The sequence below is a fragment of the Streptomyces sp. 5-10 genome, from assembly GCF_014712245.1.
In the GTDB taxonomy this organism is placed as follows: Bacteria; Actinomycetota; Actinomycetes; order Streptomycetales; family Streptomycetaceae; genus Streptomyces; species Streptomyces violaceusniger.
Genome location: NZ_JACVYG010000039.1, coordinates 16,448 through 43,383 on the forward strand (window position 1 = coordinate 16,448; position 26,936 = coordinate 43,383).

Genomic DNA, 26,936 nt, shown 5'->3' on the forward strand with positions numbered 1-26,936 from the left:
GCACCGTCGCAGGCCACACCGTGCTGACGGATGGGCGGGGTGCGATGTGACAGAGGGGCGGGGCGGACCGTGCACCCGTCCAGTCCCTTGACGCGCTGCAATCACATCATTACACAAGTTGGGAGCGCTCCCATTCCTCCCACTCCCCAGGAGGGTCGGTCATGTCCCTGCCCCTGTTACGCCGTCCGCGCGGTGCGCGGACCGCCACCGCGCTGCTCACCGGCGCACTGCTGCTGATCGCGGCCCAGTCCGCGCCCGCCGGAGCGGACTCTCCCACGGCTCCCGCGGCCGCCATGCCCTCCGCCGTCCAGGTCAACCAGCTGGGCTATCTGCCGGACGGCCCCAAACGCGCCACCGTCGTCAGCGCGAGCACCACCGCCCTGCCCTGGCAGCTGCGCGACGCGGCGGGGCGTACGGCCGCCTCGGGCACCACCACCGTACGGGGCGCGGACGCCGCCTCCGGGCAGTCGGTGCATCTGGTGGACTTCTCCTCGTACCAAGGGACGGGCACCGGCTTCACGCTCACCGTGGACGGGCGGACCAGCCACCCCTTCGACCTCCGCGCGAACCTCTACGAGGGCTTGCGCGCGGACGCGATGTCCTTCTTCTACCAGCAGCGCAGCGGTATCCCCATCGAGGCGTCGCTCGCCGGTGCGGCCTACGCGCGCCCGGCGGGCCATCTGGGCGTCGCCCCCAACCGGGGCGACACCGCCGTGCCCTGCGTCAGCGGGGTGTGCGACGGCACCCGGGATGTCCGCGGCGGCTGGTACGACGCCGGTGACCAGGGCAAATACGTGGTGAACGGCGGTCTCGCGGTCTGGCAGCTGGTCAACTCCTTCGAGCGCGCGAAGCGTACGGGGCACGCGGCCGCGCTCGGGGACTCCACGCTGCGCGTCCCCGAGCGCGGCAACGGGATCCCCGATGTGCTCGACGAGGCGCGCTGGGAGCTGGAGTTCCTGATGCGCATGCAGATCCCGGAGGGCGAGCCACGGGCGGGCATGGCCTTCCACAAGGTCCACGACGCCGCCTGGACCGGGCTGCCGACCCGGCCGGAGCAGGACGCCGAGCCGCGTGAGCTGCACGCGCCGTCCACCGCCGCCACGCTCAACCTGGCCGCCGCGGCGGCGCAGTGCGCCCGGGTCTACGCCCCGTACGACGCCGCCTTCGCCGCCCGCTGCCTGGACTCCGCGCGCCGCGCCTGGGCCGCCGCGCGGGCGAACCCCGATGTGCTCGCCCCGGCTTCCGACTCCACCGGCGGCGGGGCGTACGACGACAGCGAGGTGGGCGACGAGTTCTACTGGGCGGCGGCGGAGCTGTACGCGACCACCGGGGAGGCGCGGTACCGGGACGCGGTCACCTCCTCGCCGTACCACACCGCGAGCGATGTGTTCACCCCGGCCGGCTTCAGCTGGCAGGCCACCGGGCCCCTCGGGCGGATCGTCCTGGCCACCGTCCGCAACGGTCTGCCCGCCACCGACCTCGCCCGCGTCCGCGCCTCCGTGGTGTCCGCGGCCGATGCCCGCTTGAGCACGATGGCCGGTCAGGGCTACGCGGTGCCGCTGCCGGCGGACGGCTACGTATGGGGCTCCAACGGCCAGGTGGCCAACAACGGGACGGTCCTGGCCGTCGCCTACGAGCTCACCAAGCAGCGGCGGTACCGCACCGGGGCCCTGGAGACGCTGGACTATCTGCTCGGCCGCAACGCGCTCGGCCAGTCGTATGTCACCGGCTACGGCGAGCGCGCCGCCCAGAACCAGCACCACCGCTTCTGGGCGCACCAGTACGACGCCTCGCTGCCGAACCCGCCCGCCGGCTCGATCGCGGGCGGCGCGAACTCGGGGCTGCAGGACCCGGTGGCGCAGGAGAAACTCCCGGGCTGCGCGCCCGCGGCGTGCTACATCGACGACATCGGCTCGTACTCCACGAATGAGGTGGCGATCAACTGGAACGCGCCGCTGGCGTGGCTGGCCGCGTTTGCCGCGGAACGCGGCTGACCCGGCGGGCGAGGGGCCTGAAGGCCCCTCGCCCCACCCACTCCGCCGCACCTCACCGGGGCAGCTGGGCCTCGATCGCGGTGACGACGTCGTCCGCCTCCGGCTCGGTCCGCGGCCGGAACCGGCCCACGACCTCACCGTCCGGCGAGATCAGGAACTTCTCGAAGTTCCACTGCACATCGCCCGCCTCGCCCTGCGCGTCCGGCGTCCGCGTCAGCTCGGCGTAGAGCGGATGCCGCTGCTCGCCGTTGACATCGGTCTTCTCCAGCAGCGGGAAGGACACGCCGTAGGTCGTCGAGCAGAACGTCTGGATCTCCTCGCTCGTCCCCGGCTCCTGCCCCGCGAACTGGTTGCACGGAACCCCCAGCACGGTGAACCCGCGCCCGGCATAGCGCTGCTGCAGCCGCTCGAGCCCCTCGTACTGCGGGGTCAGACCGCACTTGGACGCCACATTGACCACCAGCAGCGCCGCACCCCGGTGCTCACCGAGCGAGGTCGGCTCGCCGGTGAGGGCGCGCAGGGGGATGTCGTACAGGCTCATGAGATCTACCGCCTTCGTCGTTCGGTGGGTGGGCCCAATCTATGTGGTCACACGCCCGAGGTGACGGTCACCGTCAGACACGGCGACGGGGGCGGGCCGCGGGGCCCGCCCCCGTCGATGACCAGGTGGCCGCCTACTCCGGCGGGGTCGGCGTGGCGTGGTTGCGGTACATCGCCTGGATGTCGAGCTCCAGCTTGACCGTGGGGCCGACCACGGCGATGCCGCGGGCGAGCATGTTGCGCCAGTTCAGCGTGTAGTCCTCACGGTGGAGTTCGGCCGTGGCGAGGGCGGCGCAGCGCAGTTCCTGTTCGTAGCCGCCGTTGACGGCGCCGAGGTAGGTGGTGTCCAGGGTCACCGAGCGGCTGACGCCGTGCATCGTGAGGGGGCCCTGGATGGTCCACTTGGGGCCGCTGCGCCAGGTGAAGCGGTTGCTGATGAAGTGGATCTCCGGGAAGTTGTCGACATCGAGGAAGTCGGCCGAGCGCAGGTGGGCGTCGCGGGTGTTGTTCCCGGTGTTGATGCTGGAGGCGTCGATGACGACCTCGACGCGGGAGTCCTCCATCCGCTCGGCGATGTGGATGCCGCCCCGGAAGCGGGTGAAGCGGCCGTGCACATTGGCCATGCCGACGTGGCGGGCGATGAAGCGGATCGCGGTGTGCGGCGGGTCGAAGAGCCAGGTGCCGGGCGGGGGGAGTTCCAGCGCCTGCGAGGGCTCCATCTGCACCCGGCGGGGAGGTTCGCTCTGGCCGGGGGCGATGTCGACGGTGAGCCGGTTGGGCTGCAGACCGCTTCCGGTGAGCAGCACCGTGTACTGGCCCGGCTCGAGCGTGGCGAGGAACAGTCCATGCGGATCGGTGGTGGCCTTGGCCACCGTACGGGCGGCGCCACGCGTCTCGGTGACGGTGACCTCCACGCCGCCCAGGGCCTGGCCCACGGGGTCCAGGACCTCGCAGCTGAAGGCTCCGGCACCCACGGGCAGGGGGATCCTCAGTCCTGATCCGCGGTCCGGACGCTGGGTGCGCATGCGCCGGAGCAGTGCGAGGGGCATTGCAGTCATCTCACTAACGGTTTCTCTGGGGATGGGGGCGCGTCCATGATGAAGCCCCGGGGTGGACTCCGGACGCCCGGGGGGTGGGTGTCAGCCGTGGCCGAGGATCTTCCGTACCGCGCCGAGCAGCAACTTCCGTGCCTCCGGGGAGGCTTCGGCGTGGCGGAAGCCGATGTGGTTGTCGGGGCGGGTCAGCAGGGCGCCGCAGTCGCCGATCTCGCGCAGCCGGGCCCAGTCGCCGTAGGGGTCCTCGTACTCCTCGCCGGGGCCGATGGAGACGGTGGCGAGTTCCACGCCCAGTTCCTGACGGACCGCCGCGGCCGCCTCCTCCCAGCAGCCACCGCCGATGCCGGTGAAGAGGGTGAACCGGCCGTGGCCGCCGAGGTCGAGGGTCGACAGCCGCTCGGGGCCCCGGACGACCCATGCGTGCGGCAGCTTGGCGCCGGGACGGGTGGTGGGCTGGTGGTGCAGCTCCGGGTCGCGGTCGAAGCCGGGGTCGGGGGTGCCGTCGGGGACGACGGCGTCCGAGACGTACCGCTGGTTCATCTCCACGCCGTGCGCGTTGAACTCGTACACCTTGGCCGCGATGGCCTCGCGCAGCCGCTGCCGCCGCTTGGCGCCCTCGGACGTGGCGGCCTTACGGGCGCCGACATTGCGCCACATCTGCTCGGGATCGGAGGTGGAGAGCAGATCCAGCGCCTCGAAAACCGGCGCGGTCTCACCGATGCTCCGGTTGGCGCGCTCGACGGTCTGCCGTCCCACCGGGGCCCGTTCGGCGGAGTAGGTGTCCAGCAGGGCCGGGGCGGCGGTGCCGTCGAGGACCAGCTTGAGCTTCCAGGCGAGGTTGTAGGCGTCCTGGATGGAGGTGTTGGAGCCCAGCCCGTTGGACGGCGGGTGGCGGTGGACGGCGTCGCCCGCGCACAGCACCCGCCGGTCGGCGTAGGTCTCGGCGTACAGGTGGTTGACGGTCCACGCCGAGGTGGAGGTGATCCGCACGGGGATCGTGTCGTCGCCGAGCAGCCGGTGCACCACGGACCGCGCGAACTCATCGGTGAGGTCCGGCGGGCCCGCGTCGAGGTCGTAGCCCCACACCACCATCCACTCGGTCCAGGGGCGCACACAGCGCACCAGGCCCGCGCCGATGCCGCCGACGGTCGCGCCGGGGGCGAGCACCCAGTAGAGCGTGGAGGGGCGATGGGCGGTGAGGTGGGTCAGGTCCGCCTCGAAGACGATGTTGAGGCTGCCCGCGACGCCCATCCGGCCCACCGTGGGCAGCCCGGCGTTCTCCACCACGCGGCTGCGCCCGCCGTCCGCGCCGACCAGATAGCGGGCCCGGACGCGGTAGGTGTCCCCGCGCAGCCGGTCCTCGACCAGCGCGGTCACGGCGTCGTCCGACTGCTCGTGGGAGAGGTACTCGGTGTGGAAGCGCAGCGTGGTGCCCCGGGAGACGGCGGCGTTCACCAGCACCGGTTCCATCAGGTGCTGCGGCATGTCGCACATCCGGCTGGGGCTGGCCAGTTCGTGCGCCGCCTGGATGAGCGGCTCATTGCCCCAGGAACGCAGCCGTCCCAGCTCCTCGCCCGCGAGGCTGGTGCAGAAGACGGTGTTCCCCATCAGCGGCTGCGGCGTGGCCAGGGCGGTGACCTGGTCCTCGACGCCGAGGTCGCGCAGCACCTCCATGGTGCGCTGGTTGGTGATGTGCGCGCGGGGCGTGTCCGCCAGGCTTCCGTACCGGGTGACCATGACGTTGGGCACGCCGTAGGTGCTCAGGGCGAGCGCCGTCGCGGCTCCGGCGGGGCCGCTGCCCACGACCAGTACGTCGGTCTCGACGGTCTCCACTGCTGAAGGGCTCCTCTCGGTCCGCTCCCCGTCCTCTCCCCCGTGCCGGCCGTTCTCCCGGCGCGATCACGATCGCCGATCGACCAGTGATGATCTTGTTCCAGAACCCGGACCCCGAGGTGTCTCATTTCGAAACAGTGGCGACGTATACGGTGGAGGTGCTGTGACGACCACCGACGACACCCCCGCCGACCCGGCCCTCTCCTCGCTGCGCCGGGCGCGGGACCGGTTCTTCAGCGGACGGCCACCGGGCGACGGGATCCCGCAGGACCTCGCCCAAGCCTGGCGGCGGGCGCGGTTCTTCGGCGTACCGCGCGACCTGGCGGCCCCGCCCAGGGTCCGGCCGCCGGTGGACTCACCGCTGCTGGCCGCGGCGCGCCCCGTGCTGGACCGCGTGGCGCCCACGCTGAGCGGTGCGATGGGGCTGGTGCTGGTCGACTCCCGCGGCCGGGCGCTGTGGTCGGGCGGCGGCCGGTACGCCGGTACGCCCGACGGGATGGCCGGTCTCGATCTGTCGGAGAAGGCGGTCGGGCACAACAGCGCCGCGCTCGCGCTGCGCACGGGGCGCCGGGCCGAGGTCCACGGCCCCGAGCACTTCCTCGATCTGTGGCAGGAGGTGTCGGCGGTCAGCGTTCCGCTGTACGAGCCGACGGCGGGCCGCCCCGCGGGCACCGTCACCGTGATGGCCCCGCTGGGCGAGGGCCGCACCGCCCACCCGGGCGCGGCGCTCGCCGAGGCCACCGCGCACGCGATCGAGACGGAGCTGCTGGGCCGGGCGCGCCCGCCGGAGCGGGTGCTGCTCGACGCGTATCTGCGGCAGCGGGCCGAGGGGGCGGCGGTGGTGGCGCTCGACGGCGGCAGCCGCCTCGTCAGCCCGGAGGCCGCGCGGCTGCTGTCGCACGAGACGCTGGCGCGGCTGGAGCGTCGTGCCACGGCCCTCCTCAGGGACGCGGCCACGGGCCCGGAGGAGCACGCACCGGAGGAGATCCCCGTACCGGACGATGAGATCCCCGTACCGGACGGCGCCGGGCTCACCGTGAGGATGACGCGCCTGGTGCACGGGGGCGAGGTGATCGGGGCCGTGGCCACGGTGTGCACAGCGGCCCGGCGGGCGCGGTCGGCGGAGCGGCGGGGCCATGACCGGCTCCCGGGGCTCGTCGGCACGTCCCGGCCCTGGCGGCTGGCCGTCTCCCGAGCGACGGAGCTGGCGCGGGCCGTGGAGCCGCTGCTGCTGATCGGCGAGCCGGGCGTGGGCAAGACCGCGCTGGCCCGCGCCCTGCTCGGCCTGCGGGGCACGGCCGCGCCGCGGGTCGTCGACGCCGCCGAGCAGGTGCCCGGCGAGGTCCCGCGCTGGTGTCACGCGCTCGCGGAGCTCCCGGAGCCGGAGGGGGACGGCGGCGCGCCGCCGCTGCTCCTGCGCCACGCCGAGCGGCTGGGCCAGGCCGATGTGGCGGCGCTGCTGTCGCTGCTGGCGGAACGGCCCGCGGTGCCGCTGGTGGCGACGCACACCCCGGGCGCGCCCACCGGCCCGTGTCTGAGCCGGCTGCTGGACAGCCTCGGGGCCCGCTCGGTGACGCTGCCGCCGCTGCGCGAACGCGTCGAGGACATCCCGGCGCTGCTGGCGGGCCTCGCCGCCCGGCGCCCCTCCCCCGGGCGTCCCCCGCTGACCTGGAGCCTGGACGCCCGCCGGGCGCTGGAGCAGCACACCTGGCCGGGCAATGTGGCCGAACTCGCCCAGGTCGTACGGGAGGTGGCCGAGCGCCGCCGCGCCACCGGGCCGGTGCGGCGGGAGGAGCTGCCGTACGGGCTGCGGGTGCCACCGGCCACCCGCCGGCTGAGCGGCATCGAACGGGCGGAGCGCACCGCGATCCTGGAGGCGCTGCGCCGGCACGGGGACAACAAGGCGCGGGCCGCCGAGTCCCTGGGCATCGGCCGGGCCACGTTGTACCGGAAGTTGCGGGCGTACGGAATGGACCAGGCGTAGCGGCGGAATCAGTCTCCAGGGGGGCCGGTCACACCGGAGCCGGTCATGGGCCGTGGAGGGGGAACGGTGACGCGGGACAACAGCGCCGAGAACGAGGCGGTCACGGGCAGGCTGCTGATCCTGGAGTACGAGCAGGTGAAGGAGGAGCAGCGGGCGCGGATCGGGTTCCGCGACAATCTGCTCTACGCGACGCTGGCCGCGATGGCGGCCATCATCACCTTCTCCCTGCAGAGCCATGGGCGCCCGGAGCTGCTGTTGCTGCTGCCCCCGGCGTCGGCGCTGCTGGGCTGGGCATATCTGGTCAACGACGAGAAGATATCGGCCATCGGACGGTATGTCCGGGAGGATCTGGGGCCCCGGCTGACGGCGCTCGCCCCGGGCCGGCCACCGGTGTTCGGCTGGGAGCGGGTCCACCGCGACGACGGCCGCCGGGTCTCCCGCAAGCGGCTTCAGCTCGCGGCGGATCTGCTGCTGTTCGCGGTGGCGCCGATCGCCGCGCTCATCGTGTACTGGACGTCGGAGCCGGTGCGGGCGGTGCTGCTGGCGGTGTCGGTGGCGGAGGTGGCGCTGGTCACCGTGCTGGCGGTGCAGATCGTGTTGTACGCGGATCTGCACCGGCCATGATGTGGGATGACCCGTGGGGCTCGTCGGGCCCGGAAGGTATCGGCAGAGGCTGTCCTAGGGGGGATCCGTGGGCGCTGGTGACAACGGGGGTGCGGTGCGGGCCGATGTGGTGGTCCTGACCGCGCTGGAGGTCGAGTACCGGGCCGTGCGCGCCCATCTGGAGGAAGTGCGTCCGGTCCAGGCGGAGCGGGGCGCGCTGTTCGAGCTGGGCGTGTTCCGCGAGGAGTCCGGTGAGCGGACGGTGGCCATCCATATGACGGGCCCGGGGAATCCCGGCGCGGCGGCCTCGGTGGAGCGGGCGGCGGCGCTCTTCGCGCCCCGGGCGGTGCTGTTCGTGGGGGTGGCGGGTGGCGTCAAGGACGTCGCGCTGGGCGATGTGGTGGCGGCCGACGCGGTGTACGACTACGAGACCGGCAAGGACACCGAGTCGGGGTTCTGGCCCCGGCAGAAGACCTATCAGTCCGCGTACGGGCTGGTGCAGCTGGCCCGGCTGGTGGCGGCGGGCGACGCGTGGCAGCGGCGGGTCCGCCCGGGGGACGCCGCGCCGCGCGCCCTGGCGGATGACGCGCCGCGCGCCCGTGCCCATGTGAAGCCCCTCGCGGCGGGCGGCCGGGTGGTGGCGCACCACCGCTCGGACGTCGGGCTCAGGCTCGCGGCCAGTGCGGGTGACGCGCTCGCGGTGGACATGGAGGGCTTCGGCTTCCTCGCCGGCGCGTACGTCAATCAGCATCTGGACGCCCTGGTGGTCCGGGGTATCTCGGATCTGCTCGGGGACAAGGGCGAGGCACACGACGAGCGCTGGCAGCCGGTGGCCTCCCGGAACGCGGCCGCCTTCGCCTTCGAGCTGATCGGCCGTGTCCCGGTGGCGAACCCGGTGGCGACCCGGCCGCTCGCCGCCGGTACCCGGTCCCTCGCCGCCGGCGGGCCGCCCGAGGGCTCCCGGCGGCGCAGGCTGACCATCCGTGACCTCGGCGTACTCGCGGACACCCTGCTGGCCGTGGCCGGGATGACCTCGCCCGCGCGCTGGCAGCAGCTGCTCGACGAACTGCCCACCGTCGGCACCGCGGTGGGCCGTCAGTCGGAGAGCCGGGCGGAGGCCCTGTCGCTGCTGCGCGTCTGCGAGGCGCGGCGGGCGATGGGCGAGCTGGTGGAGGTGGTCGCGGTACTCGCGCCGGGCGATCCGGCGGCCGCCGAACTCGCCCGGCGCGTCGAGGAACTCGGATTGGAGTGACCCTCCTCACCCTCCCGCCCGGCGTGCCCGAGCCCCGGGCCGCCCTCCCCCGCGCCCTCCCCGAGCCGCCCCGGGACGGCGTCCCCGCCCGAGCTCACCGGAACCCTCCAGGTGGGCCCCTGGGGAGGACGGCCTTCCGCCTCGCGGCCGCCGCGGGAGCGGGCTCCGCGGTCCACCGCCGAGGGCGTCCCGGCCGCGGCGGTGCCCGCCCCGGGCCCGGGGGACGGTGCCACGGACATACTCGCCCAGGGGGTGTCACGAGAGACCTGCGGGGCATACAAGTTGTCCCGGAGTCCGGGCGGGTGGTGCCCGCGTGTGGCAGGGTCTCCGGCGGGATCATCGGCGGCGGGGACCGATGATGCGGCCTCGGGGGAGGGCACGGCATGGCGGCCATGGGGGAAGGTGGCCTGAAATCGGTGGGCAACCTCGTCACGGCGTTGAAGGAGTTCCGCTGTCTGACGGATCCGGATCTGCGCACGCTGTGTCTGGATCTGGTCGCCATGGAGCTGGAGATGACCAGCGTCCCCGTACGCGCCCATCGGGTGACCGACTACTTCCTGGTGGAGCTGGCCCGCGAATGCCTGGAAAACGTGCGGATCATGCACGCGCTACGCGCGTCCCTCGCGGTGATGGCGGCGGCCGACGAGGACGCGATCAAGCGGCTCGACTCGGTCATGGAGCAGATGACGGCCCGTCCGGCGCTGCCCGAGACCGCCATCGCGAAGCTGCGGTCGCTGCTGGAGGAGCTGGAGATCGAGCAGTTGGGCCAGTTGTGCCGTGCGGCGGCGGGCCCGCTGCAGGACGTCCCCCCGGTCACCGGCCCCTGGCACGCCTTCGAGGTGCTCAGCCGGATGAACGCGCAGCCGGGCGGGCTGCCGCCGGGGCTCGCCCTCGTGGAGTACCTCGCGGCGGCGGCGCGGCCGCTGCAGCGGGCCGACGCGCTGCGCGAATGGGCCGATGAGCAGGCCCGGGAGCTGGGTCTGACGCCCCAGCTGCGGTCGCTGCGGCAGCAGGTGGGGCATGCCGCACCGGCCGGTCCGGTGGACGCCTACCTGGTGATCCGGCTGCTGCCGCGGGAGGAGGCCGGGGCTTATGAACTCTCGTCCTGGCGCCAGTACGACCCCACCGGCTGGCATCCGGTCCGCGGCCCGGTCGCCCAGGTCACCTCGGAGACCGCGGAGCGGGCGGTCCAGACGCTGGTGTACCAGGCGGCCGAGGAGTGGGACGACGCCCGGGCGATCCACATCGAGTTCATGCTCGGCCCGGATGACCTGAATCTGCCGGTCCACCGCTGGCGTCTGGAGCTCGACAGCGAGTTTCCCATCCCGCTGTACATGGACCATCCGGTGGTCGTACGGAGCCTGGAGCGCAGCTGTACCCGGCGCTGGCACCGGGAGTGGAAGCACCGCTGGAACCTCCTCGACCAGCAGCCCGAGCGCGCCAAGCAGCTCGTCGTGGACGGCGAGGAGCCGGACAGCCCGCGCTCCGGCGACCCCAACGCGCTGCTGGCCCGACTCAAGGCCGATCCGCAGGTGGTGGCCCTGGTCCTGACCTCGCCCCCGGGCACCACCCCCGAGGGCACCTCGGAGGCGCTGACCGCATGGCGGGCCGGGATTCCGGTGGTCGCCTGGGACGGCCGGGCGACCCGGGACCCCGGCTTCGTCCAGCAGCTGGGGCAAAAACAGGCCGACGCCAGCGGGAACCTGGCACGGCTCCGCGAAGCCGTGACAGAGTTACGTCTGGACGCCCATACGATCGACTCCGCGGAGCGGGAGCATCACCTGGGGCAGCATGTGGTGCTCGTTTGGGACGACCCGACCCGTCCCGTGGAACCGCAAGGGCGCATGACGGGGCCGGACGAGGGGGTGGGTGGTCGATGAGCGACGAAGAGCCTGCGCGGCGCCACAACGGACGGGTCCACCAGGATTCCGGTTCCGCCTCGGCCGCCCTGCCGTCCGGGATCCCGCGCCCCTGGTGGATCTACCAGGGCACCGGGCGCCCGCTGCACGACGTGAGCCTGGAGGAGATCCTTCCGCCGCCGCCCCCGTGGCGCGCCTTCGGCGGGGTCTCGGCCTGCCCGGTCGAGGGCAACGGCCAGTCCGGCGCGTTACCGGACGCGGACGAAGCCCCGACCGAGCCCCCGGCACCGCCGGAGGACCAGCAGGACACCGCCCGGCGGCTGGGCGCGATGCCCCTGGGCGTGCGCTCGGACCCCGAGGAGGCCGATCTCGTCAACGCGGCCCTGATCCTCAGGCGTCCCCTTCTGGTGACCGGCCGCCCGGGCACCGGCAAGTCCACGCTGGCGTACCGCATCAGCCGGGAGTTGGGTCTGGGCCGGGTGCTGCGCTGGCCGATCACCACAAGATCGACCCTGCGGTCCGGGCTTTACGGCTACGATGCCGTCGGCCGTGTGCACGCCGCCGCGGCCGGCCAGGCGTCGGAGGGGGACAGCCGCGAACCCGGACCGGAGGACATCGGTGACTTCCTCCAACTCGGGCCACTGGGCACGGCGATGCTCCCGCACCGCCTGCCGCGCGTCCTGCTCATCGACGAATTCGACAAGAGCGATATCGATCTGCCCAATGACCTCCTCGACATCTTCGAGGCCGGCGAGTACTCCATCCCGGAGCTGGTGCGCATCCGCAGGCGCCGCCCGGCCGTATCGGTCCTCACCGACGACCCGGAGCGCAGTACCGTCATCGCCTCGGGGCGGGTGCGCTGCCGCGCCTTCCCCGTCGTCGTCATCACCAGCAACGGCGAGCGGGAGTTCCCGCCCGCGTTCCTGCGGCGCTGTCTCCAGCTGCGGCTGCCCGACCCGGACGCGGACCGGCTCGCCGCGATCGTGGCCGCGCATCTGGGGCGGGCCGGCGATCCGCGTGCGCGGGAGCTGATCCAGATGTTCCTCGAGCGCAGCGAGCGCGAAGGCGGCCTGGCCGCCGACCAGTTGCTCAACGCGGTGTATCTGGTGATGTCCCAGTCACATGTTCCGGGGCCCGAGTGGGAGGAGCTACTGCAGGCCGTCTGGCACCGGCTGGACAGCGCAGCGGGCTCGACATGACACACGACCCAGGCGGCGGGTCCGCCGGGCCGGGCCCACGGGACCTCGACTGGCGGCAGCTCGCCGACGCCCTGTGGCTGGCGATCTGCAAGGCCGAGACGGACCGTGGCCCCGGACGGCCGGACCCCGGCCCCCTCCCCGGGACACCGGAGGCGGACGCCCCGCCGCCCGGTGACGAGCCGTCGGACGAGCCGCGGCGGGACCGCCGGGGGGAGCGCCCCGCGTCCGGGCCCGAGGCGGCGCCCGCGGTCGCGGAACCGCCGCTCCCCGCGGAGCTGGTCGGCGTCTCCGCGCCGCCCGGCGAGGCGGAGCCGGCGACCGTCGCGGAGGCCTTCGTGCCCGTGCGCCGGCCGTCCGCCGACGGGCCGCCGCTGCCCGAGCGCGCCCTGTTCCGGGCGCTGCGGCCGCTCAAACGCACCTCGCCGTCGCCGGTCGAGACGGAGGTCGACGAGGAGGCCACGGCCGAGCGCGCGGCGCGCGAGGGGCTGTGGGTGCCCGACCTGGTGCCCGTGCGCGAGCGCTGGATGGACGCCGTCCTGGTGGTGGACTGCGGCAGTTCGATGGTGGTGTGGCGGCGGACGGCCACGCATCTGGTCACCGTGCTGCAACGCACCGGTGCCTTCCGGGATGTGCGGGTGCACCGGGTGAACACCGACCATCCGTTATCCGCCGAGGACCGGTCGCCGGTGGCGGGGATGGCGCCGCGCGGCAAGCGTACGGTGCTGGTGCTGACCGACGGCATCGGCGCGGCCTGGGCCGATGAGAGCGCCCGGCGCGCACTGGCCGGCTGGGCGCGGCAGGCGTCGGTCGCGGTGCTCCACGTCTTACGCCAGGGCCGTTGGCACCACACCGGGGTGGCGCCGGAGCGGGTGCGGGTGCGGGTCCCCGAACCGGGCGCCCCCAACGGCACCTGGCGGCGGGCGGACGGCGGTTCCTGGCCGGGCGGCGCGCCACCGGTCCCGGTGCTGGAGCTGGACGCGCGGTGGATGGCCAACTGGGCGCGGCTGGTGGCCCGCCCGTCGGCGCGCGGCGAGAACACGATGGCGCTGCTGCCCGGGGCGCCCGCCGAGCTCTGGGATCCCGAACCGGAACCGAGCGCCTGGGACCGCGTCTTCCGGTTCCGCGCCACCGCCTCGCCGAGCGCCTTCCGGCTGGCGTCCCGGCTGGCCGCGGCCCCGCTGAACATTCCCGTGATGGAGTTCGTGCAGGGGATCCACCAGCCGGAGGGCAGCCCCGGAGATCTGGCCGAGGTGCTGCTGGGAGGGCTGCTGCGCAAGGTGGGGACCGCCGACCCGCTGGACGAGACGGGCATCGGCTACGAGTTCCACGACGGGGTGCGCGAACTGCTGCTGTCCGCCGGGATGCGGGACGAGTCGCTGTACATCCTCGGCAGCGTCCTGGACCGGCTGGGCCGCCGCTGGAAGCCGCTGCTGATGCTGCGCGATCTGCTCAACCACCCCTCGGGCTCGGTGGGCGACCTGCCCAGGACGGAGCGCCTGCTGCCGTACATCCGCCTCCAGGAGCAGGTCTACCAGGCGCTTTCGGGGCCGTACCTGGAGGGCGCGCGCTCCTTTCGCGCCCTTGTCCTGGCCCATCAGGCGCTCGCCCGCTCGGGGGAAAGCCCACCCGATCCAGTTGAAGACGCATCACACAGGGGAAAATATGTGGTCTCCGAGGCGGTTGCGGCCATGACTGACTCCACGTCTCCCCGAACAGACCCGCTGTCCCAGGCCGACGATTCACCATCCCCGCCGGCGCACGGCGCGCCGGGCCCGGCGGGGGAGCATCTGAGAGGAACATTCGTGTCCGTGACCGCTGCCCGGTCCCTGCCCGCCGTGGAGGAGCGCCAGCCCGGGGAACCCCCGTCCATTTGGGGAAATGTGCCGCCCCGGAACAACAACTTCACCGGGCGGCAGACGTTGCTCGACACTCTCCACGAGCGGCTGAGGAGCGAGGGCACCGCCGCCGTGCTGCCGGAGGCCCTGCACGGGCTGGGCGGGGTGGGCAAGTCACAGATCGCGCTGGAGTACGTCCACCAGCACGCCGCCGACTACGACGCGGTGTGGTGGATCCCGGCGGAGCGCCCCGAGCAGATCCGCCAGGCGCTGGTCCAGCTCGCCGACCGGCTCGGGCTGCACGCGGGCATGGAGGCCAACACGGCCGTGCCCAGCGTGCTCGACGCGCTCCGCACCGGGCGCCCGTGCCGCAACTGGCTGCTGGTCTTCGACAACGCCGAGGAGCTGGAGACGGTTCGGCCGTTCTTCCCCGCGGGCGGGCCCGGCCGGATCCTGGTCACCTCGAGGAACGCCCAGTGGTCGCGTGCCGCCCGCACCGTCGAAGTGGACGTCTTCGAGCGGGAGGAGAGCATCGAGCTGCTGCGCCGCCGGGGGCCGGAGCTGCCGCGCGACCAGGCGGACCGGGTCGCCGACGCGCTGGGGGACCTTCCGCTGGCCATCGAGCAGGCGGCCGCGTGGCTCACCGAGACCGGGATGCCGGTCGACGAGTACCTCCAGGTCTTCGAGGACGAGCGGGCCGATGTCTCCACCCGCCGCAACGAGCTGCTGGCGGCGGGCGTTCCGGTGGACTACCCCGAACCGGTCGCCGCCGCCTGGAACATGTCGCTGCGGCGGCTGGCCGAAACCCATCCCGGTGCCATCCAGCTCCTCCAGATGTGCTCGTTCTTCGCACCCGAGCCGATCTCCCGGCGGCTCTTCTCCGGCGTGCGGGGGGTGTCCCTCTCGCCCGAGCTGTCAGAGGTGCTGCAGGACCCCATCAGGCTCGGCCACGCGATCCGTGAGATCAACCGCTACGCCCTGATCAAGATCAACCACCGCAGCAACACGATCGAGATGCACCGGCTGGTGCAGGCCGTGCTGATCGGCCAGATGTCCACACAGCAGCAGGCGGACATGCGGCACAGCGCCCATGTGCTGCTGGCCGTCGGCGACCCCAACGACGTGACCCCCGCGAACTGGGGGCGGTACGCCGACCTCCTCTCCCATGTCCGGGCGTCGCGCGCGATGGAGTGCGACGACAAATGGGTGCGGCAGATGGTGCGGAACCTGGTCCGCTTCCTCTTCATCTGGGGGGACCACGAGGGAGCGCTGGAGCTCGGCAACCAGGTGCGGCGGCAGTGGGTGGAGACGCTCGGCGAGGACAGTGCGGAGACGCTGGCCGTCTCCCGGACCCTGGGCCATGTCCTGACCGTGCTCGGCCACTTCAAGGAGGCCCGGGAGCTCAACCGCCGGACGCTGGAGCTCCAGCGCGCCAAGGACGGCGACGACCACGAGAACACCCTGGTGACTCAGGGCGCGGTCGCCGTCGACAACCGCTACCAGGGCGACTACGCGCGCTATGTGGAGCTGGAGAAGGACCGCTGGACCAGGACCCTGCGGCTCTTCGGGGACGAGGACCCGTACTCCATCGGCGCGGCGAACGACTACGCCCTGGCACTGCGCGCGATGGGGGACTACGAACGCGCCCGGCAGCTGGACGAGGACGCCCGGCGCACCGCCGGTCTGGTGCTCGGCGAGGACGCCCTGCTCACCATCCTGGTGGAGGCCAACCTCAGCATCGACATCCGCGAGGGCGGGGACTACCTGGCCGCCCGCGACATGCTGGAGCAGACCTGCGCCCGCGTCCGCCGAGTGCTCCCGCAGAACGCGCCCATCGGGATCTTCGCCCTGCGCAACCTGGCCGTGGCGCGTCGTAAGGCGGGCGACCACGAGGGCGCCCTGGACCTCAGCCGGGAGGTGCTGGAGCGCTACCGGCTGCGCTACACCGAACCCAACCTCCACATCACCATCACGGCCCTGGCCGTCTCGATGGATCTGCGGCAGACCGCCGATCTGGAGGGCGCCCGTGAGCTGGGCCGCAAATGCCTCGACGAGATGGGCGTCCTGCTGGGGGAACGGCATCCGGCGACCCTGGGCGCGGCGACCGACCTCGCCGTGACGCTGCGGCTGCTGGGCGAGACGGACGAGGCGCTCGCGCTGAACAAGGAGACGCTGCCGGTGCTCGTCGAGCGGCTGGGGGCCGACCACCCCACGGCGCTGGCCTGTGCCATCAACATGGCCAGCGACCACTACACCCTCGCGGACTACCAGGAGGCCCACGACCTGGACACCACGACCCTGGCGACCTGCCGGTCCCGGCTCGGTGAGGACCACCCCACCACGCTCGCGTGTGCGGTCAATCTGTCGGGGGATCTGCGCGCGCTGGGCGAGGGCAGGCGGGCGGAGGAGCTGCACCAGGACGCGCTCGGCCGGCTGCGCCGGGTGCTGACGGCCAACCACCCGGCGACGGTCGCGGCGGCCCGGGGCATCCGGGCGGACTGCGATGTGGAGGCGATCTCCATCTGAGCCGCCGTGCGCGGGGCCGTTCGCGGGCCCCGTGCCGCGCGCCGTTCACTCGCGGGTACGCGTCCCGATCCACCGCGCCAGAGCCACCGGATCGGGGCCCGTGTCCGGCGCGGTGCGCAGCTCCCGGTGGACGGCCAGGGCCAGTTCGGGGTGGTTCAGCAGCACCGTCCTGGCCGCGCCGTCCGGCAGGCTGAGCGCGAGGCCCGCCCATGCCGCGATGTCGTCCGGGTCCGCTTCCAGGCGGGCCCGGTAGCCGCGCAGCGCGGCCGCGGTGTCCCCTGCGGCCCAGTCGAGATCGGCTCGGTCGGGGGCGTCCTCGCCCTCGCGCAGCCCCGCTCCCCCGCCCTCGCTCAGCCGGGCGAACCCCGCCGGATCCGCGAGCCGGAGCCGGGCGAGCGCGGGGCGCGCCGGCGCCTCGGGGCGGGTCGGCCGGACGGAGGTCCCGGGCAGCTCTCCGGGCGGGTCGGTCCGCTCCCGCCAGGCCCGCGCCCACTGGGCGGTCGGCTCCGGGTCCGCCGCCAGGTGGCGCATGCGGTGGACGAGCCGATGATCGTGGATCAGGTCCGACGCCAGGCCCCCCGGTACGGCGGGCACCCGCTGCGCGAGCCACAGGGCCAGCCGTCCCTCCAGCCGGTGGAGGAATTCCTCGCCCCGGGGCGTCAGTTCGGCATGAGCGAGGAGCGTGCGCAGCCCCGAGGCGGTCTGTGCCCGGCGCAGGGCGAACTCGAACGCGGCGGTGTCCCGGGCCGGTCCGGGCTCGGCGCGCCGCAGTCGGTCCCACCAGAATCCGGTCACGCCCAGGAACGCGTACACCCCCTGGAGGAGTCCGCGCAGCGGTCGCGGGTCCAGCCGCCAGGGCGCGTAGTGGATCTCCTCCAGGCCCCCTTCGATCAGGGGCACCAGGTCCATCAGCGCGCTGAGTTTGATGTGCTGGGCCTCGTGCACCAGCGCGGCGGCGAGGGTCAGCGGGTCCGTGGCCCCGTTGAGCAGCACACAGCCGTACGCCTCCGGCGACGAGGCGCTGAACGGTTCGGGCCAGGCGGCGTACGGCACGGGCACCACGGAGGACAGGCAGGCGGCGATTCCCCGGGGGTCCACCTGGCGCTGCTCCGAGACCAGCCGCCACGCATTGCCGAATCGCTTCTGCCAGCCCCGCCACTCTTCGTCGCCGAGCCGCTCCGGGTCCCGGATCCGGAGAAAGTCGCGATAGGGATCGAGGTCATCGACAAGGGGGGCGCAGACAATCCCCTCGTGCTCTCCGCGCAGCCGCCGCAGACCGTGCCAACCGGGAGCGTCCTCGGAGAAGTCGGCGGGCAGCATCACCGAATAGGGGCCGGATAACACCGCCGCCTTCCGGCCGTATCCGACGACCTCGGCGACATCGGCGGTGTCCGGAATGCGGGCCAGTCCCAGGGCGGGCAACATCACCGCGCCCGCGCGCGCCGGAACGGCGCCGCGAAAGTCGATTCCGGCGAGAAGAGCGGCCGCGGCGGCTACGGCATGCAGATGTCCCACCGCGCTCCACAGCGGCCCGTCCCCCGATTCCATACCGCGCAGCCTGCGCAGACAGCGGTTGAGCCATACGCCCGTGGGAGGGTGCAGCAGCAGCCTGTCCACGGCTGCCGGGGAGCGGTTCTCGGCCCGAACCAGCAGGTGCCAGGCGTCCCCGGGCGGGGGAAGGGGGCCGGGCAGGGCGGGGTGCGCGGAGGCGATGTCCACCAGGGCGCGCAGCAGCAGCATGGCCCGGCTGCGCTGTCCCGACCTCAGTTCGGCCACGGCCGAGGGGCCTCCGGAACCCCGCGCCAACTCGGCGAAAGACTCCACCGGCAAACGGTGGTTGAGGCCCCGCGTGGCGGAGGACGTCATGGCCGCCTAGCTCCCACCACAGCCTTCCGACGACGACGAGTTGCCGCTGACCGTCGGCGGGTACTGGACGATGTCGAGCAGCCGCTCCGTCATCGCGGAAAGCCCTTCGTGCCGCTCAAGGTCTTCGAGTGTCGCCCCCGAAAGGTCCAGCAGCTCTGTCTCGACCTCGGTCGCGACTCGCTCCATGACACCGTCCCCCTCCGGACGCTCCCTAATGGCTCATATGAGGCATCCCCATGGTGTCTTACCCCTTTTGATTGCGAAAGAGTGAACACGGCCAGTCGGCGCCTGCGTTGTCAAGATTTTCGGTCACTTCCGCGCGCCCGGGAGCCCCCCGATATGCCGGTGTCATCCACCCATTCCGGATTGCATCGTCTCGACCTCGAACACGCCTCCGCACACCCGGAACGACCGCGCCGGGACGGTCATCGCGTCGAAGGAATCCGGCGGATAGACCCGGATCAGCGCGGCGGTGCGCCGGCACGGGGTGTCGTTCATGCCCTCATTGAGCGTGTGCAGACTGCTCGAGGCGCTGCCGCCGGGCGGCAGGGAGACCGGGGAGCGGGTGGGGCCGCGCCGGGTGGCGGGGTCGCCGATCACCGCGCCGGTGGAGTCGAGCAGCGAGACACCGGGGTATCCGGTGAGGGTGCAGGTCGTGGTGGACTTGTTGGTGAACACCAGGGGCAGATGGACATTGCCGGCGCCGATGTCCATCCGGCCGACCGCCAGCGTCAACTGCGCCTTGGAGCAGACGCGGCGCACCCCGGACGCGGCGGCGGGCCGCGAGGAGGGCGGACGCGAGGGCCGCGCCGAGGGCGGAGGGGACTGCGCGGTCTGCGAGGCGGGCCGTTCGTTCCGGGAGGACCCGCTCTCGGAGGAGGCGGAGGAGCCGGAGGAGGCGGCCGAGGGGGAAGAGGGCGGCGCGGCGGAGGAGGCGGGGGTGACGGACGAGGCGCGCCGCGCGGAGTCCCCGCCCCCGGTGTCGCTGCCGCACGCGGTGACCGTGGCCAGCGCGCCGACCAGCAGCGCGCATAAGACCGGCGGCCGGGACCGCGCTGCCGCCGTGCGTCGAGTCGTGCGCCGAGGAGCCGAACCGTTCCGTTGACTCATGAGCGACCTCCCGAGGTCAGCCGTCTGCCGGGGCCACCGGCATCGAAGGCGGGTGCCCCGATGCCTCCCGTGCATTCCCCCATCGGACTCCCTTCCCCACGCGCAGGCTCTTATGTCCGGGGCACATTGATCGCGTCCGCGCTCAAATTCCTCACATTGGATTCTCTACCGCAAACATCCGAACACCTTGTCCACGCCAGAACCCTGGGATTACTGTTCGGCAGCCATCGCACTCGCCAACTGCCGTACCAGGACAGGAAGAAGGACTCCATGGCCGCACGCGGACGTCATCGCCGGCCCCGGCCCCACCGTGTCTCCCGCACCTCGCTCGCGATCACCGCGGGCGGCGCCGGCGTCGCCCTGCCGCTCATCGGCATCGGCCAGGCGAACGCCGCCTCAGCCGCCACGCCCACCTCGCCGACCCCGGCCGCGACCACCGTCACGGCCGTCACGGCCACGAAGGCCCAGCCGCTGCTCATCGCCCCGAAGGCGGTGCCCGAACCACCGGCCAAGGCCCAGCCCCAGGCCGGGTCGTACACCGTCGTCCGCGGGGACACCCTCTCCCGGATCGCGGACCGGGAGAGCGTGGCGGGCGGCTGGGAGCGGCTCTACGAGATCAACCGCCAGGTCATCGGCGCCGACCCGGATCTGATCCGGCCCGGCCAGCAGCTCACCCTCGGGCGCCACTGAACGAGCCCGCGCACGGGCGGTGCGTACGCACGGGAGCATGACACCAGCAGTGCGTACGCACAGGAGCGTCCGCCCGCGGTGGTCCACCGCGGCGGGCGCTCCTTCGCATCAACCGCCTTACATCACCAAATGCGCCTTGGAATGGGTGACTTCCTCAATGTCGCCGCCCGCCTTGCCGATCAGCCGGTGCGCCAGATTGCTCAGTGCCCGCGCCGCCGCGATCTCCTCGCCGACCCTCGGCTGTGCCGGGTCGTCGGGGTTGCGGTTGGCGCGGCCCTGGGCCAGCATCTCCGTGCCGTCGTGCATCCTCAGCCGGACGACCGCTTCGGTCAGCGGACCGATCTCACGGAACTCCATCTGAATGTCGCATCCCACGATCGTCTCCATCGCGCTCACCTCCTGCGTCACCTTCCAGGATGCGCCTCACCGGTCTCTCCGGTCGACCGGGACAGCAACTCCACCACCTCGTCGTCCGCGGTCTGCGAGAAGTCCCGGTACCACTCCCCCACCGCCGCGAAGTCCGAGGGGGTGGAGAGGGCCACCACCTCGTCCGCGTCCTCGCGCAGCGCGGCGACCGCGTCCGGCGGCGCCACCGGCACGGCGAGGACCACCCGCGTGGCTCCCTGGGCCCGTGCCACCCGGCAGGCGGCCTGGGCCGTGGCGCCGGTCGCGATGCCGTCGTCCACGATGATCACGGTGTGGCCCTCGGCCGGGATCCGCGAGCGGCCCTGGCGGAACCGGCGCGCCTTGCGGGCCAGCTCCTCCCGCTCGGTCCGCTCCACCTCGGCCAGGTCCTCCTCATCGGCCCGGCTCATCCGGACGATCGCCTCATGGACGACCCGTACGTCGCCCTCGCCGATGGCGCCGAACGCCAGCTCCCGGTGGTAGGGGACGCCGAGCTTACGGACGATGATCACGTCCAGGGGCGCATGGAGCGCCCGGGCCACCTCGAAGGCCACCGGCACCCCGCCCCGCGGCAGCCCGAGCACGACCGGTTTCTCATCCGCCAAGGGACGCAGCGCCTCGCCGAGGCGCCGCCCGGCGTCCGTCCGGTCGGTGAAGATCATGACTCACCCCCGCTCCTGAGGGACTCATCTGCGAATCGAGCCGACGGTTCGCCCGTCCGCGAACCGGCGGTACCCGGCCGATGGCCGGGGCGCGCGGATACCGGAGACCCGGCACCCTGGAGGTATGGAGAACACCACAGGCCCGGACGAGTCCGGTTACCCCGTCTTCGTCGAGTCAATCGAGGCCGACAGCCGCTACCGGCTGGTGCGGCTGCGTGGCCTGGGGTGCGAACCGCTGGAACGGGAGGAGTTCGAGCCGCGCGTCCGGCAGGTCTTCCCCGACATCGACCTGGACGACCCGGCCCAGGTGCACTGGGAGGACCGGCCCGGGCAGTGGCCGCCCTGGCATCCGGGCGAGGCATGACCACCCTCATCGGCACCTCGGGATGGCAGTACCGGGACTGGCGCGGCGATCTCTACCCCGAGGGCTGTCCGCAGCGGCTGTGGCTGGAGGAGTACACCCGCGCCTTCGCCACGGTGGAGAGCAACAACGCCTTCTACCGGCTGCCCTCGTACGACCAGTTCGCCACCTGGCGGGAGCGGCTGCCGGAGGGCTTCGTGATGGCGCTCAAGGCGAGCCGCTACCTCACCCACATCAAGCGGCTGCGCGACCCGGAGGAGCCGGTGGAGCGGCTGATGTCCCATGCGGCCGGGCTCGGCGACCGGCTGGGCCCGGTACTGGTGCAGCTGCCGCCCACCCTCCGGGCCGACGGCGAGCTGCTGGACCGCTGCCTGGGCTGTTTCCCCTCCGGGACGCGGGTGGCCGTCGAGCCGCGGCACACCTCCTGGTGGACCGAGGAGATCCGCGCGGTGCTGGAGCGCCGCGCGGCCGCGCTGTGCTGGGCCGACTCCGGCTCCCGGCCGGTCACCCCGCTGTGGCGGACCACCGGGTGGGGGTATCTGCGCTTCCACGGCGGGCTGGCCCGCCCGGCCCCGCGCTACGGGCGCCAGGCGCTGGCCACCTGGGCGCGGCGGGTCGGGGACACCTGGCCGGCCGACGCGGAGGTCTATGCGTACTTCAACAACGACACGGGCGGGGCGGCGGTGCACGACGCGGCCGTCTTCGCCCGCGCCGTGGCCCGCCTCGGCCGCCCGGTCAGCCGCACCCCCTCGGCATGAGCCCGGCGCCCGCCGGGCTCACTCCTTCACCGCCCCGCCCAGCATGCCCTCGATGAACCGGCGCTGCAGTGCCACATAGACCACGACCACCGGCAGCGCGATGAGCACCGAGGCCGCCGCGAGCAGCGCCGCGTCGGAGCTGTGCTGCCCCTGGAAGAAGGCGAGGCCGAGGGGGACCGTGCGATGCGCCTCGTCGCTGACCATCACCAGGGCCATCAGGAACTCGTTCCAGGTCCACATGAAGGTGATCACCACCATGGTGGAGATCGCCGGACGGCCCATCGGGACCAGCACCCGCCACAGCGTGGTCCAGGTGTTGGCCCCGTCGATCCGGGCCGCCTCGATGACCGACCGGGCGCTGCCGCGGAAGTACGTGCGCATCCAGAAGACCCCGAAGGCCAGGGACTGCGCGGTCTGCGGCAGGATCAACGCCCAGTAGCTGTCGGTGAGTTCGGCGTAGCGCAGATCGAAGTAGAGCGGGACGACCAGCGCCTCCTGGGGCAGCGTCAGCCCGATCACGAAGAGGTGGAACAGCACCGTGGAGCCGGGGAAGCGCATCGCCCCGAAGGCGTACGCGGCGAGGATGGCCAGCACCGTGGTGGCGGCCACCACGGCCACCGTGACCAGCACCGAGTTCCCCAGATAGGTGCCGAAGTGGCCACGGCTCCAGGCGTCGGCGAAGTTGCTCCAGTGCAGACCGTCCTCGGGCAGGGCGAAGCCGGTGTCCAGTGAGCTCTGTGAGCCGAAGGCGGTGGAGAGGATGCCGATCACGGGGGTGAGCGCGATGATGGTGAAGAGGGCGAGGATGCCGTAGGTGACGTTGCGTTCCAGGCGTGTGGTCATGCCCGCCGCCCTTCCACGAGCCGGGAGACCGTGACGGTCAGGACGAAGATCAGGACCGTGAGGGCCACGCCGACGGCGGCGGCCGAGCCGACCTGGTTGGTCTCGAAGGCCCGGCGGTAGACCTCGTAGGCGGGGACGGAGGTGGCGTTTCCGGGGCCGCCGCTGGTGGTGATGTAGATCAGGTCGAAGTTGCGCAGCCCCGCCACGATGGTCAGGGTCAGCGCCACCGCGATCTGCGGCCGCAGGCCGGGCAGGGTGACGGTGAGGAACTCGCGCAGCGGCCCGGCGCCGTCCATCCGCGCCGCCTCGTACAGCTCGCGCGGGATGCGCTGGGCCCCGGCGAGGAAGAGGACCATGCACAGCCCGGTGCCGACCCAGGTGCCGACGACGCCGACGGCGGGCAGCGCCCAGGTGTAGTCGCCGAGCCAGGGGCGGGCGAGGCCGCCGAGGCCGACGGCGCGGAGGGCGTCGTTGAGCAGCCCGTCGGGGGCGAGGATCGAGCGCCAGGCCACGCCGACCACGATCAGCGCCAGGACCTGCGGCAGGAACAGCACCGTACGGAAGAAGGTCATCCCCCGGACCCGGGCCCGGGACATCACGGCGGCCAGCAGCAGCCCGATGGCCACCGGCAGCGCGGCGTAGAAGACGAGCAGCAGCAGCGCGTGGAGGAAGGGTGCGCGCAGGCTCGCGTCGGTGAACAGCGCGCGGTAGTTGTCGAATCCGGCGGGGGTGGCGACCGTCAGCCCGTCCCAGTGCACGAAGGACAGCCACACCGACTGCCCGAAGGGGTAGAGCAGGAAGACGGCGTACAGGATCAGCGCGGGCAGGATGTAGAGGTAGCCGATGGCCCGCGGCTCGCCGGGCGCGCGGCGGCGGTAGGCCCCGGTCAGGGCGGCGAGTCTCATCGGGGCCCCGCCGAAGTGTGCTGCTCGCGCTGCTTCTTCATGAAGGTCCCGTAGTCCTTCTGCAGGATCCTCGCGAAGCTGTCCGGGGAGGTCTTGCCGCTGACCACGCCCTGGAGGGCGGCCGAGAGGGTGTCGTAGAAGGTGGGGGTGGAGTAGTCGAGGTACGGGACGAGCCCGTCGGCGGCGCTCAGCCGCTTCCACCCGGCGATCATCTGGCCGTCGGCGCTGTCCGGGCTCACGCCCGCGGCGGCCTTCGCGGGGACGGCGGGCAGCACTCCGTGCCGGGTCATCACGTCGGCGGCGTGTGCGTTGGTGAGGAAGTCCAGATAGGCGGCGGCCACCTCCGGGTGGCGGGAGCGGGAGGTGATGGACCAGGCGAGGCCCTGGCCTCCGGTGGTGACGGGGTCGCCGCCGGCCTTGGCGGGCGGGGGCGGCATGATGCCCAGCTTGTCCCCCATGGGCTTCTTCAGGTCGGCCAGCTGCCAGGTGCCGGTCAGCAGGTACGCGCCGTCGCCGGAGGCGAACTTCTTGGCCGCGTCGTCGTAGCCGAGGCCGTTGGCGCCGCCGGGCAGATAGCCGCGCTTCGCCCAGTCGGCGAGGGTGGCCGCGGCCTTCTTGGTGGCGGCGTTGTCGAAGCCGCCGCCGCGGCCGAGGACGGTGTCGCGGGCGTCGGAGGCGCCGAGCTGGTCGTGCAGCACCCCGAAGGTGTGGATCGCGGGGTACTTGTCGAGGTTGCCGAACTGGATCGGCAGCTCGCCGCGGTCCTTGAGCCGGGCCAGGCCGTCGGTGAACTCGCGCCAGGTGCGCGGGGGTTGGAGCCCCGCCTGCTTCAGCCGGTCCTTGTTGTAGTAGAGGCCGATGTACTCGCCGGTCTGGGAGATGCCGTACAGCCGCCCCCTGCCGAAGTCGTTGCCGTCGGCGGAGACCCGGTTGAGGCCCAGCAGGGTGGCGGGGTAGCGGGTGTTCCAGTCGTAGATCCCGGCGTAGTTGTCCAGCGGGGCGAGCAGCCCGGCCCGGACGAAGGCCACCATGTCCGGGTAGCCCTGGTTGGCCTGGATGACATCGGGCGGATTGTTGCCGGAGACGGCCAGCTTCAGGGTGGTCTTCAGATCGGTGAAGCTCCGGGCGACCCGCTTGATCCGCACATTGGGGTACTTCCGCTCGAACTCCCGGTTCAGCTGCTGTATCTCCCCGTTGGTCCCGCCGCGTATCTCCTGGTCCCATACGGTCAGCGTGGTCTTTCCGGCCTTCGCCGGATCGGGTATGGCGGTGGCCGCGCCGGTCCCGGCACCGGCGGCCCCCGAGCCGTCGGTGCCGGGGACACACCCCGCGGCGAGCAGGACGACGCCGATGGCGAGCGCGGCCGGGACGGCTCTGCCACGGGTCCGGCGCGCCCCGGTACGGGCGAGTTCCATGGGGTTCTCCTCGATGCGGTGATCAGGACCGTCAGGACCGTTGGGCACTGTCGTGCACCCGGAAGCCGATGGTGGGCAGGGCCCGCAGCCGTGGGCAGCCGTGCACCCGGTCCGGGATCAGCTCGCCCAGGAAGGCGTAGCGGCGGGCGAGTCCGGCCGCGTCCGCCCCGCCGCCGGCCGCCCGGCGCGCACGGTTCCACCAGGCGGCCACCTCCGGCCAGCCGGGCGCGGCCAGGGAGCCGCCGAAGTGCTGGACGGAGAGGGCGGCGGTGAGGTTGGCGAAGGCGAGCCGGTCGGCGAGCGGCCAGCCCGCGAGCGTGCCGGTCATGAATCCGGCCACGAAGACATCGCCCGCCCCGGTGGGGTCCAGCGCGTCCACGGGCAGCCCGGGCACCTCCGCCCTCTCCCCGGTGATCGAGTCGATGGCCACGGCGCCCTCGGCGCCCCGGGTGACGACGGCGATCGGCACCAGCTCCGCCAGGGCGCGCACCGCCCGCTCGGGGCTGTCGGTGCGGGTGTAGCGCTGGGCCTCGGCCGCGTTGGGCAGGAAGGCGTGGGCGTAGGGCAGATCGGGGAGCGCGGCGGGGTCCCAGCGGCCGGTTTCGTCCCAGCCCACATCGGCGAAGATCTTGGCTCCCTGGGTCTGCGCCCGGCGCACCCAGTCGTCCTGGCGCCCCGGTTCGAAGGTGGCCACACAGGCGCGGGAGCGGGGCGGCGCGCCGCGGACGGCGGGCGGCGGGGCCGGGTGCTCATGGGTGACCATGGTGCGCTCGCCCTCGTACGCCATGGAGACGGTGACCGGGGAGTGCCAGCCGGGGACGCGGCGGGACGGGGTGAGGTCCACGCCCTCGCCGAGGGCGAGGCTCTCCCAGCAGTAGTCGCCGTAGACATCGGTGCCGAAGGCGGCGGCGAGCGTGGTGTGCAGGCCGAGCCGGGCCAGGGCGGTGGCCATGTTGGCGATGCCGCCGGGGCTCGATCCCATGCCGCGCGCCCATGACTCGGTGCCGCGGACGGGGGCGTGGTCGAGCCCGGTGAAGATGATGTCCAGGAACACGGTGCCGGTGAGGTAGACGTCGTGCTCGGGGTCCGTGGTGGCGCGCAGCGCCGCGAGCGGGTCGATCGGTTGGATCGGTTGGATCGGATCGGGGGTTCCGGCCGTGGTGCTCACCGACGTGCCTTTCCTTGTGCGGCATGGCCTGTTCGCGCCCAGGGCCCTCCTGACGGATCTCCGCGGCGTCGCG

The 26,936-nt window shown here is 73.0% G+C and carries 22 protein-coding genes and 1 pseudogene; 11 read left to right on the top strand and 12 right to left on the bottom strand.

The genetic code is table 11. The features are described from left to right. The first annotated feature begins 161 nt into the window (after positions 1-161). Positions 162-1,994: a glycoside hydrolase family 9 protein gene (locus IEJ02_RS33125; RefSeq protein ID WP_191068211.1), complete on the top strand. Its 1,833-nt coding sequence runs from the start codon at positions 162-164 to the stop codon at positions 1,992-1,994. 52 nt (positions 1,995-2,046) lie between these two features. Here the strand turns inward: IEJ02_RS33125 and IEJ02_RS33130 are convergent, their stop codons facing one another. The 3 genes from IEJ02_RS33130 to IEJ02_RS33140 form a co-directional block, all read right to left on the bottom strand. Next, positions 2,047-2,535, bottom strand: a complete 489-nt coding sequence (locus tag IEJ02_RS33130; RefSeq protein WP_191068212.1) for a glutathione peroxidase — start codon at positions 2,533-2,535, stop codon at positions 2,047-2,049. 133 nt (positions 2,536-2,668) lie between these two features. Beyond that, positions 2,669-3,583: a YceI family protein gene (locus IEJ02_RS33135; protein WP_191068274.1), complete on the bottom strand. Its 915-nt coding sequence runs from the start codon at positions 3,581-3,583 to the stop codon at positions 2,669-2,671. Between the two features lie 90 nt (positions 3,584-3,673). Next, positions 3,674-5,422, bottom strand: coding sequence for an FAD-dependent oxidoreductase (locus IEJ02_RS33140; protein ID WP_191068213.1), 1,749 nt, complete (start codon positions 5,420-5,422; stop codon positions 3,674-3,676). Between the two features lie 163 nt (positions 5,423-5,585). Between IEJ02_RS33140 and IEJ02_RS33145 the strand changes: the two genes are divergently transcribed. The 6 genes from IEJ02_RS33145 to fxsT all read left to right on the top strand — a co-directional run bounded on the left by IEJ02_RS33145 (position 5,586) and on the right by fxsT (position 16,680). Next, a complete protein-coding gene (locus tag IEJ02_RS33145; protein WP_191068214.1) occupies positions 5,586-7,406 on the top strand; it encodes a sigma-54-dependent Fis family transcriptional regulator in 1,821 nt (606 codons plus the stop codon). A 66-nt stretch (positions 7,407-7,472) separates the two neighbouring features. Next, entirely contained in the window at positions 7,473-8,030 is a 558-nt protein-coding gene (locus IEJ02_RS33150) for a hypothetical protein (protein ID WP_275558609.1), read from the top strand. A gap of 67 nt (positions 8,031-8,097) precedes the next feature. Beyond that, a complete protein-coding gene (locus tag IEJ02_RS33155) occupies positions 8,098-9,261 on the top strand; it encodes a phosphorylase family protein (RefSeq protein WP_191068216.1) in 1,164 nt (387 codons plus the stop codon). Positions 9,262-9,677: 416 nt separating this feature from the next. After that, positions 9,678-11,141, top strand: coding sequence for a VMAP-C domain-containing protein (locus IEJ02_RS33160; protein ID WP_275558610.1), 1,464 nt, complete (start codon positions 9,678-9,680; stop codon positions 11,139-11,141). Further along, on the top strand, positions 11,138-12,319 hold the full coding sequence (locus tag IEJ02_RS33165) for an AAA family ATPase (RefSeq protein ID WP_191068218.1): 1,182 nt from the start codon (positions 11,138-11,140) through the stop codon (positions 12,317-12,319). The genes IEJ02_RS33160 and IEJ02_RS33165 overlap by 4 nt, the downstream gene beginning before the upstream one ends. After that, entirely contained in the window at positions 12,316-16,680 is a 4,365-nt protein-coding gene (gene fxsT / locus IEJ02_RS33170) for an FxSxx-COOH system tetratricopeptide repeat protein (protein ID WP_191068219.1), read from the top strand. The genes IEJ02_RS33165 and fxsT overlap by 4 nt, the downstream gene beginning before the upstream one ends. Before the next feature lie 45 nt (positions 16,681-16,725). Here fxsT and IEJ02_RS33175 read toward each other — a convergent pair whose 3' ends face one another. The 3 genes from IEJ02_RS33175 to IEJ02_RS49170 form a co-directional block, all read right to left on the bottom strand. Next, a complete protein-coding gene (locus tag IEJ02_RS33175; protein WP_317985986.1) occupies positions 16,726-18,504 on the bottom strand; it encodes an HEXXH motif domain-containing protein in 1,779 nt (592 codons plus the stop codon). A 48-nt stretch (positions 18,505-18,552) separates the two neighbouring features. Beyond that, on the bottom strand, positions 18,553-18,732 hold the full coding sequence (locus IEJ02_RS33180) for a hypothetical protein (RefSeq protein ID WP_191068221.1): 180 nt from the start codon (positions 18,730-18,732) through the stop codon (positions 18,553-18,555). Between the two features lie 162 nt (positions 18,733-18,894). Continuing rightward, positions 18,895-19,260, bottom strand: coding sequence for a DUF4232 domain-containing protein (locus IEJ02_RS49170; RefSeq protein ID WP_263408005.1), 366 nt, complete (start codon positions 19,258-19,260; stop codon positions 18,895-18,897). Here IEJ02_RS49170 and IEJ02_RS49175 point away from each other — a divergent pair. Then, positions 19,253-19,651, top strand: a complete 399-nt coding sequence (locus IEJ02_RS49175) for a hypothetical protein (RefSeq protein WP_223864912.1) — start codon at positions 19,253-19,255, stop codon at positions 19,649-19,651. The two genes, IEJ02_RS49170 and IEJ02_RS49175, sit on opposite strands and share 8 nt — an antisense overlap. A gap of 275 nt (positions 19,652-19,926) precedes the next feature. Continuing rightward, positions 19,927-20,346: a LysM peptidoglycan-binding domain-containing protein gene (locus IEJ02_RS33190; RefSeq protein WP_191068223.1), complete on the top strand. Its 420-nt coding sequence runs from the start codon at positions 19,927-19,929 to the stop codon at positions 20,344-20,346. A 117-nt stretch (positions 20,347-20,463) separates the two neighbouring features. Here IEJ02_RS33190 and IEJ02_RS33195 read toward each other — a convergent pair whose 3' ends face one another. Further along, complete coding sequence (locus IEJ02_RS33195) at positions 20,464-20,733, bottom strand: DUF1876 domain-containing protein (protein ID WP_039940568.1); 270 nt, start codon at positions 20,731-20,733, stop codon at positions 20,464-20,466. Between the two features lie 35 nt (positions 20,734-20,768). Continuing rightward, positions 20,769-21,413 (bottom strand): annotated as a pseudogene (locus IEJ02_RS33200) (phosphoribosyltransferase); the annotation flags it as partial. A gap of 124 nt (positions 21,414-21,537) precedes the next feature. Here IEJ02_RS33200 and IEJ02_RS33205 point away from each other — a divergent pair. Then, positions 21,538-21,777 carry a hypothetical protein gene (locus tag IEJ02_RS33205; RefSeq protein ID WP_137981341.1) on the top strand — a complete coding sequence of 80 codons (240 nt, stop codon included), beginning with the start codon at positions 21,538-21,540 and terminating at the stop codon, positions 21,775-21,777. After that, positions 21,774-22,532 carry a DUF72 domain-containing protein gene (locus IEJ02_RS33210; protein ID WP_191068225.1) on the top strand — a complete coding sequence of 253 codons (759 nt, stop codon included), beginning with the start codon at positions 21,774-21,776 and terminating at the stop codon, positions 22,530-22,532. Before IEJ02_RS33205 ends, IEJ02_RS33210 begins: the two co-directional genes overlap by 4 nt. 18 nt (positions 22,533-22,550) lie before the next feature. Here the strand turns inward: IEJ02_RS33210 and IEJ02_RS33215 are convergent, their stop codons facing one another. From IEJ02_RS33215 to IEJ02_RS33230, 4 genes are read right to left on the bottom strand one after another with little or no spacing between them, the layout of a single operon-like run. Continuing rightward, positions 22,551-23,375, bottom strand: a complete 825-nt coding sequence (locus IEJ02_RS33215; RefSeq protein WP_191068226.1) for a carbohydrate ABC transporter permease — start codon at positions 23,373-23,375, stop codon at positions 22,551-22,553. After that, positions 23,372-24,280: a carbohydrate ABC transporter permease gene (locus IEJ02_RS33220; RefSeq protein ID WP_191068227.1), complete on the bottom strand. Its 909-nt coding sequence runs from the start codon at positions 24,278-24,280 to the stop codon at positions 23,372-23,374. The genes IEJ02_RS33215 and IEJ02_RS33220 overlap by 4 nt, the downstream gene beginning before the upstream one ends. After that, positions 24,277-25,695 carry an extracellular solute-binding protein gene (locus tag IEJ02_RS33225; RefSeq protein ID WP_191068228.1) on the bottom strand — a complete coding sequence of 473 codons (1,419 nt, stop codon included), beginning with the start codon at positions 25,693-25,695 and terminating at the stop codon, positions 24,277-24,279. The genes IEJ02_RS33220 and IEJ02_RS33225 overlap by 4 nt, the downstream gene beginning before the upstream one ends. 31 nt (positions 25,696-25,726) lie before the next feature. Then, a complete protein-coding gene (locus IEJ02_RS33230) occupies positions 25,727-26,863 on the bottom strand; it encodes a carbohydrate kinase family protein (protein ID WP_191068229.1) in 1,137 nt (378 codons plus the stop codon). Positions 26,864-26,936 lie beyond the last annotated feature (73 nt).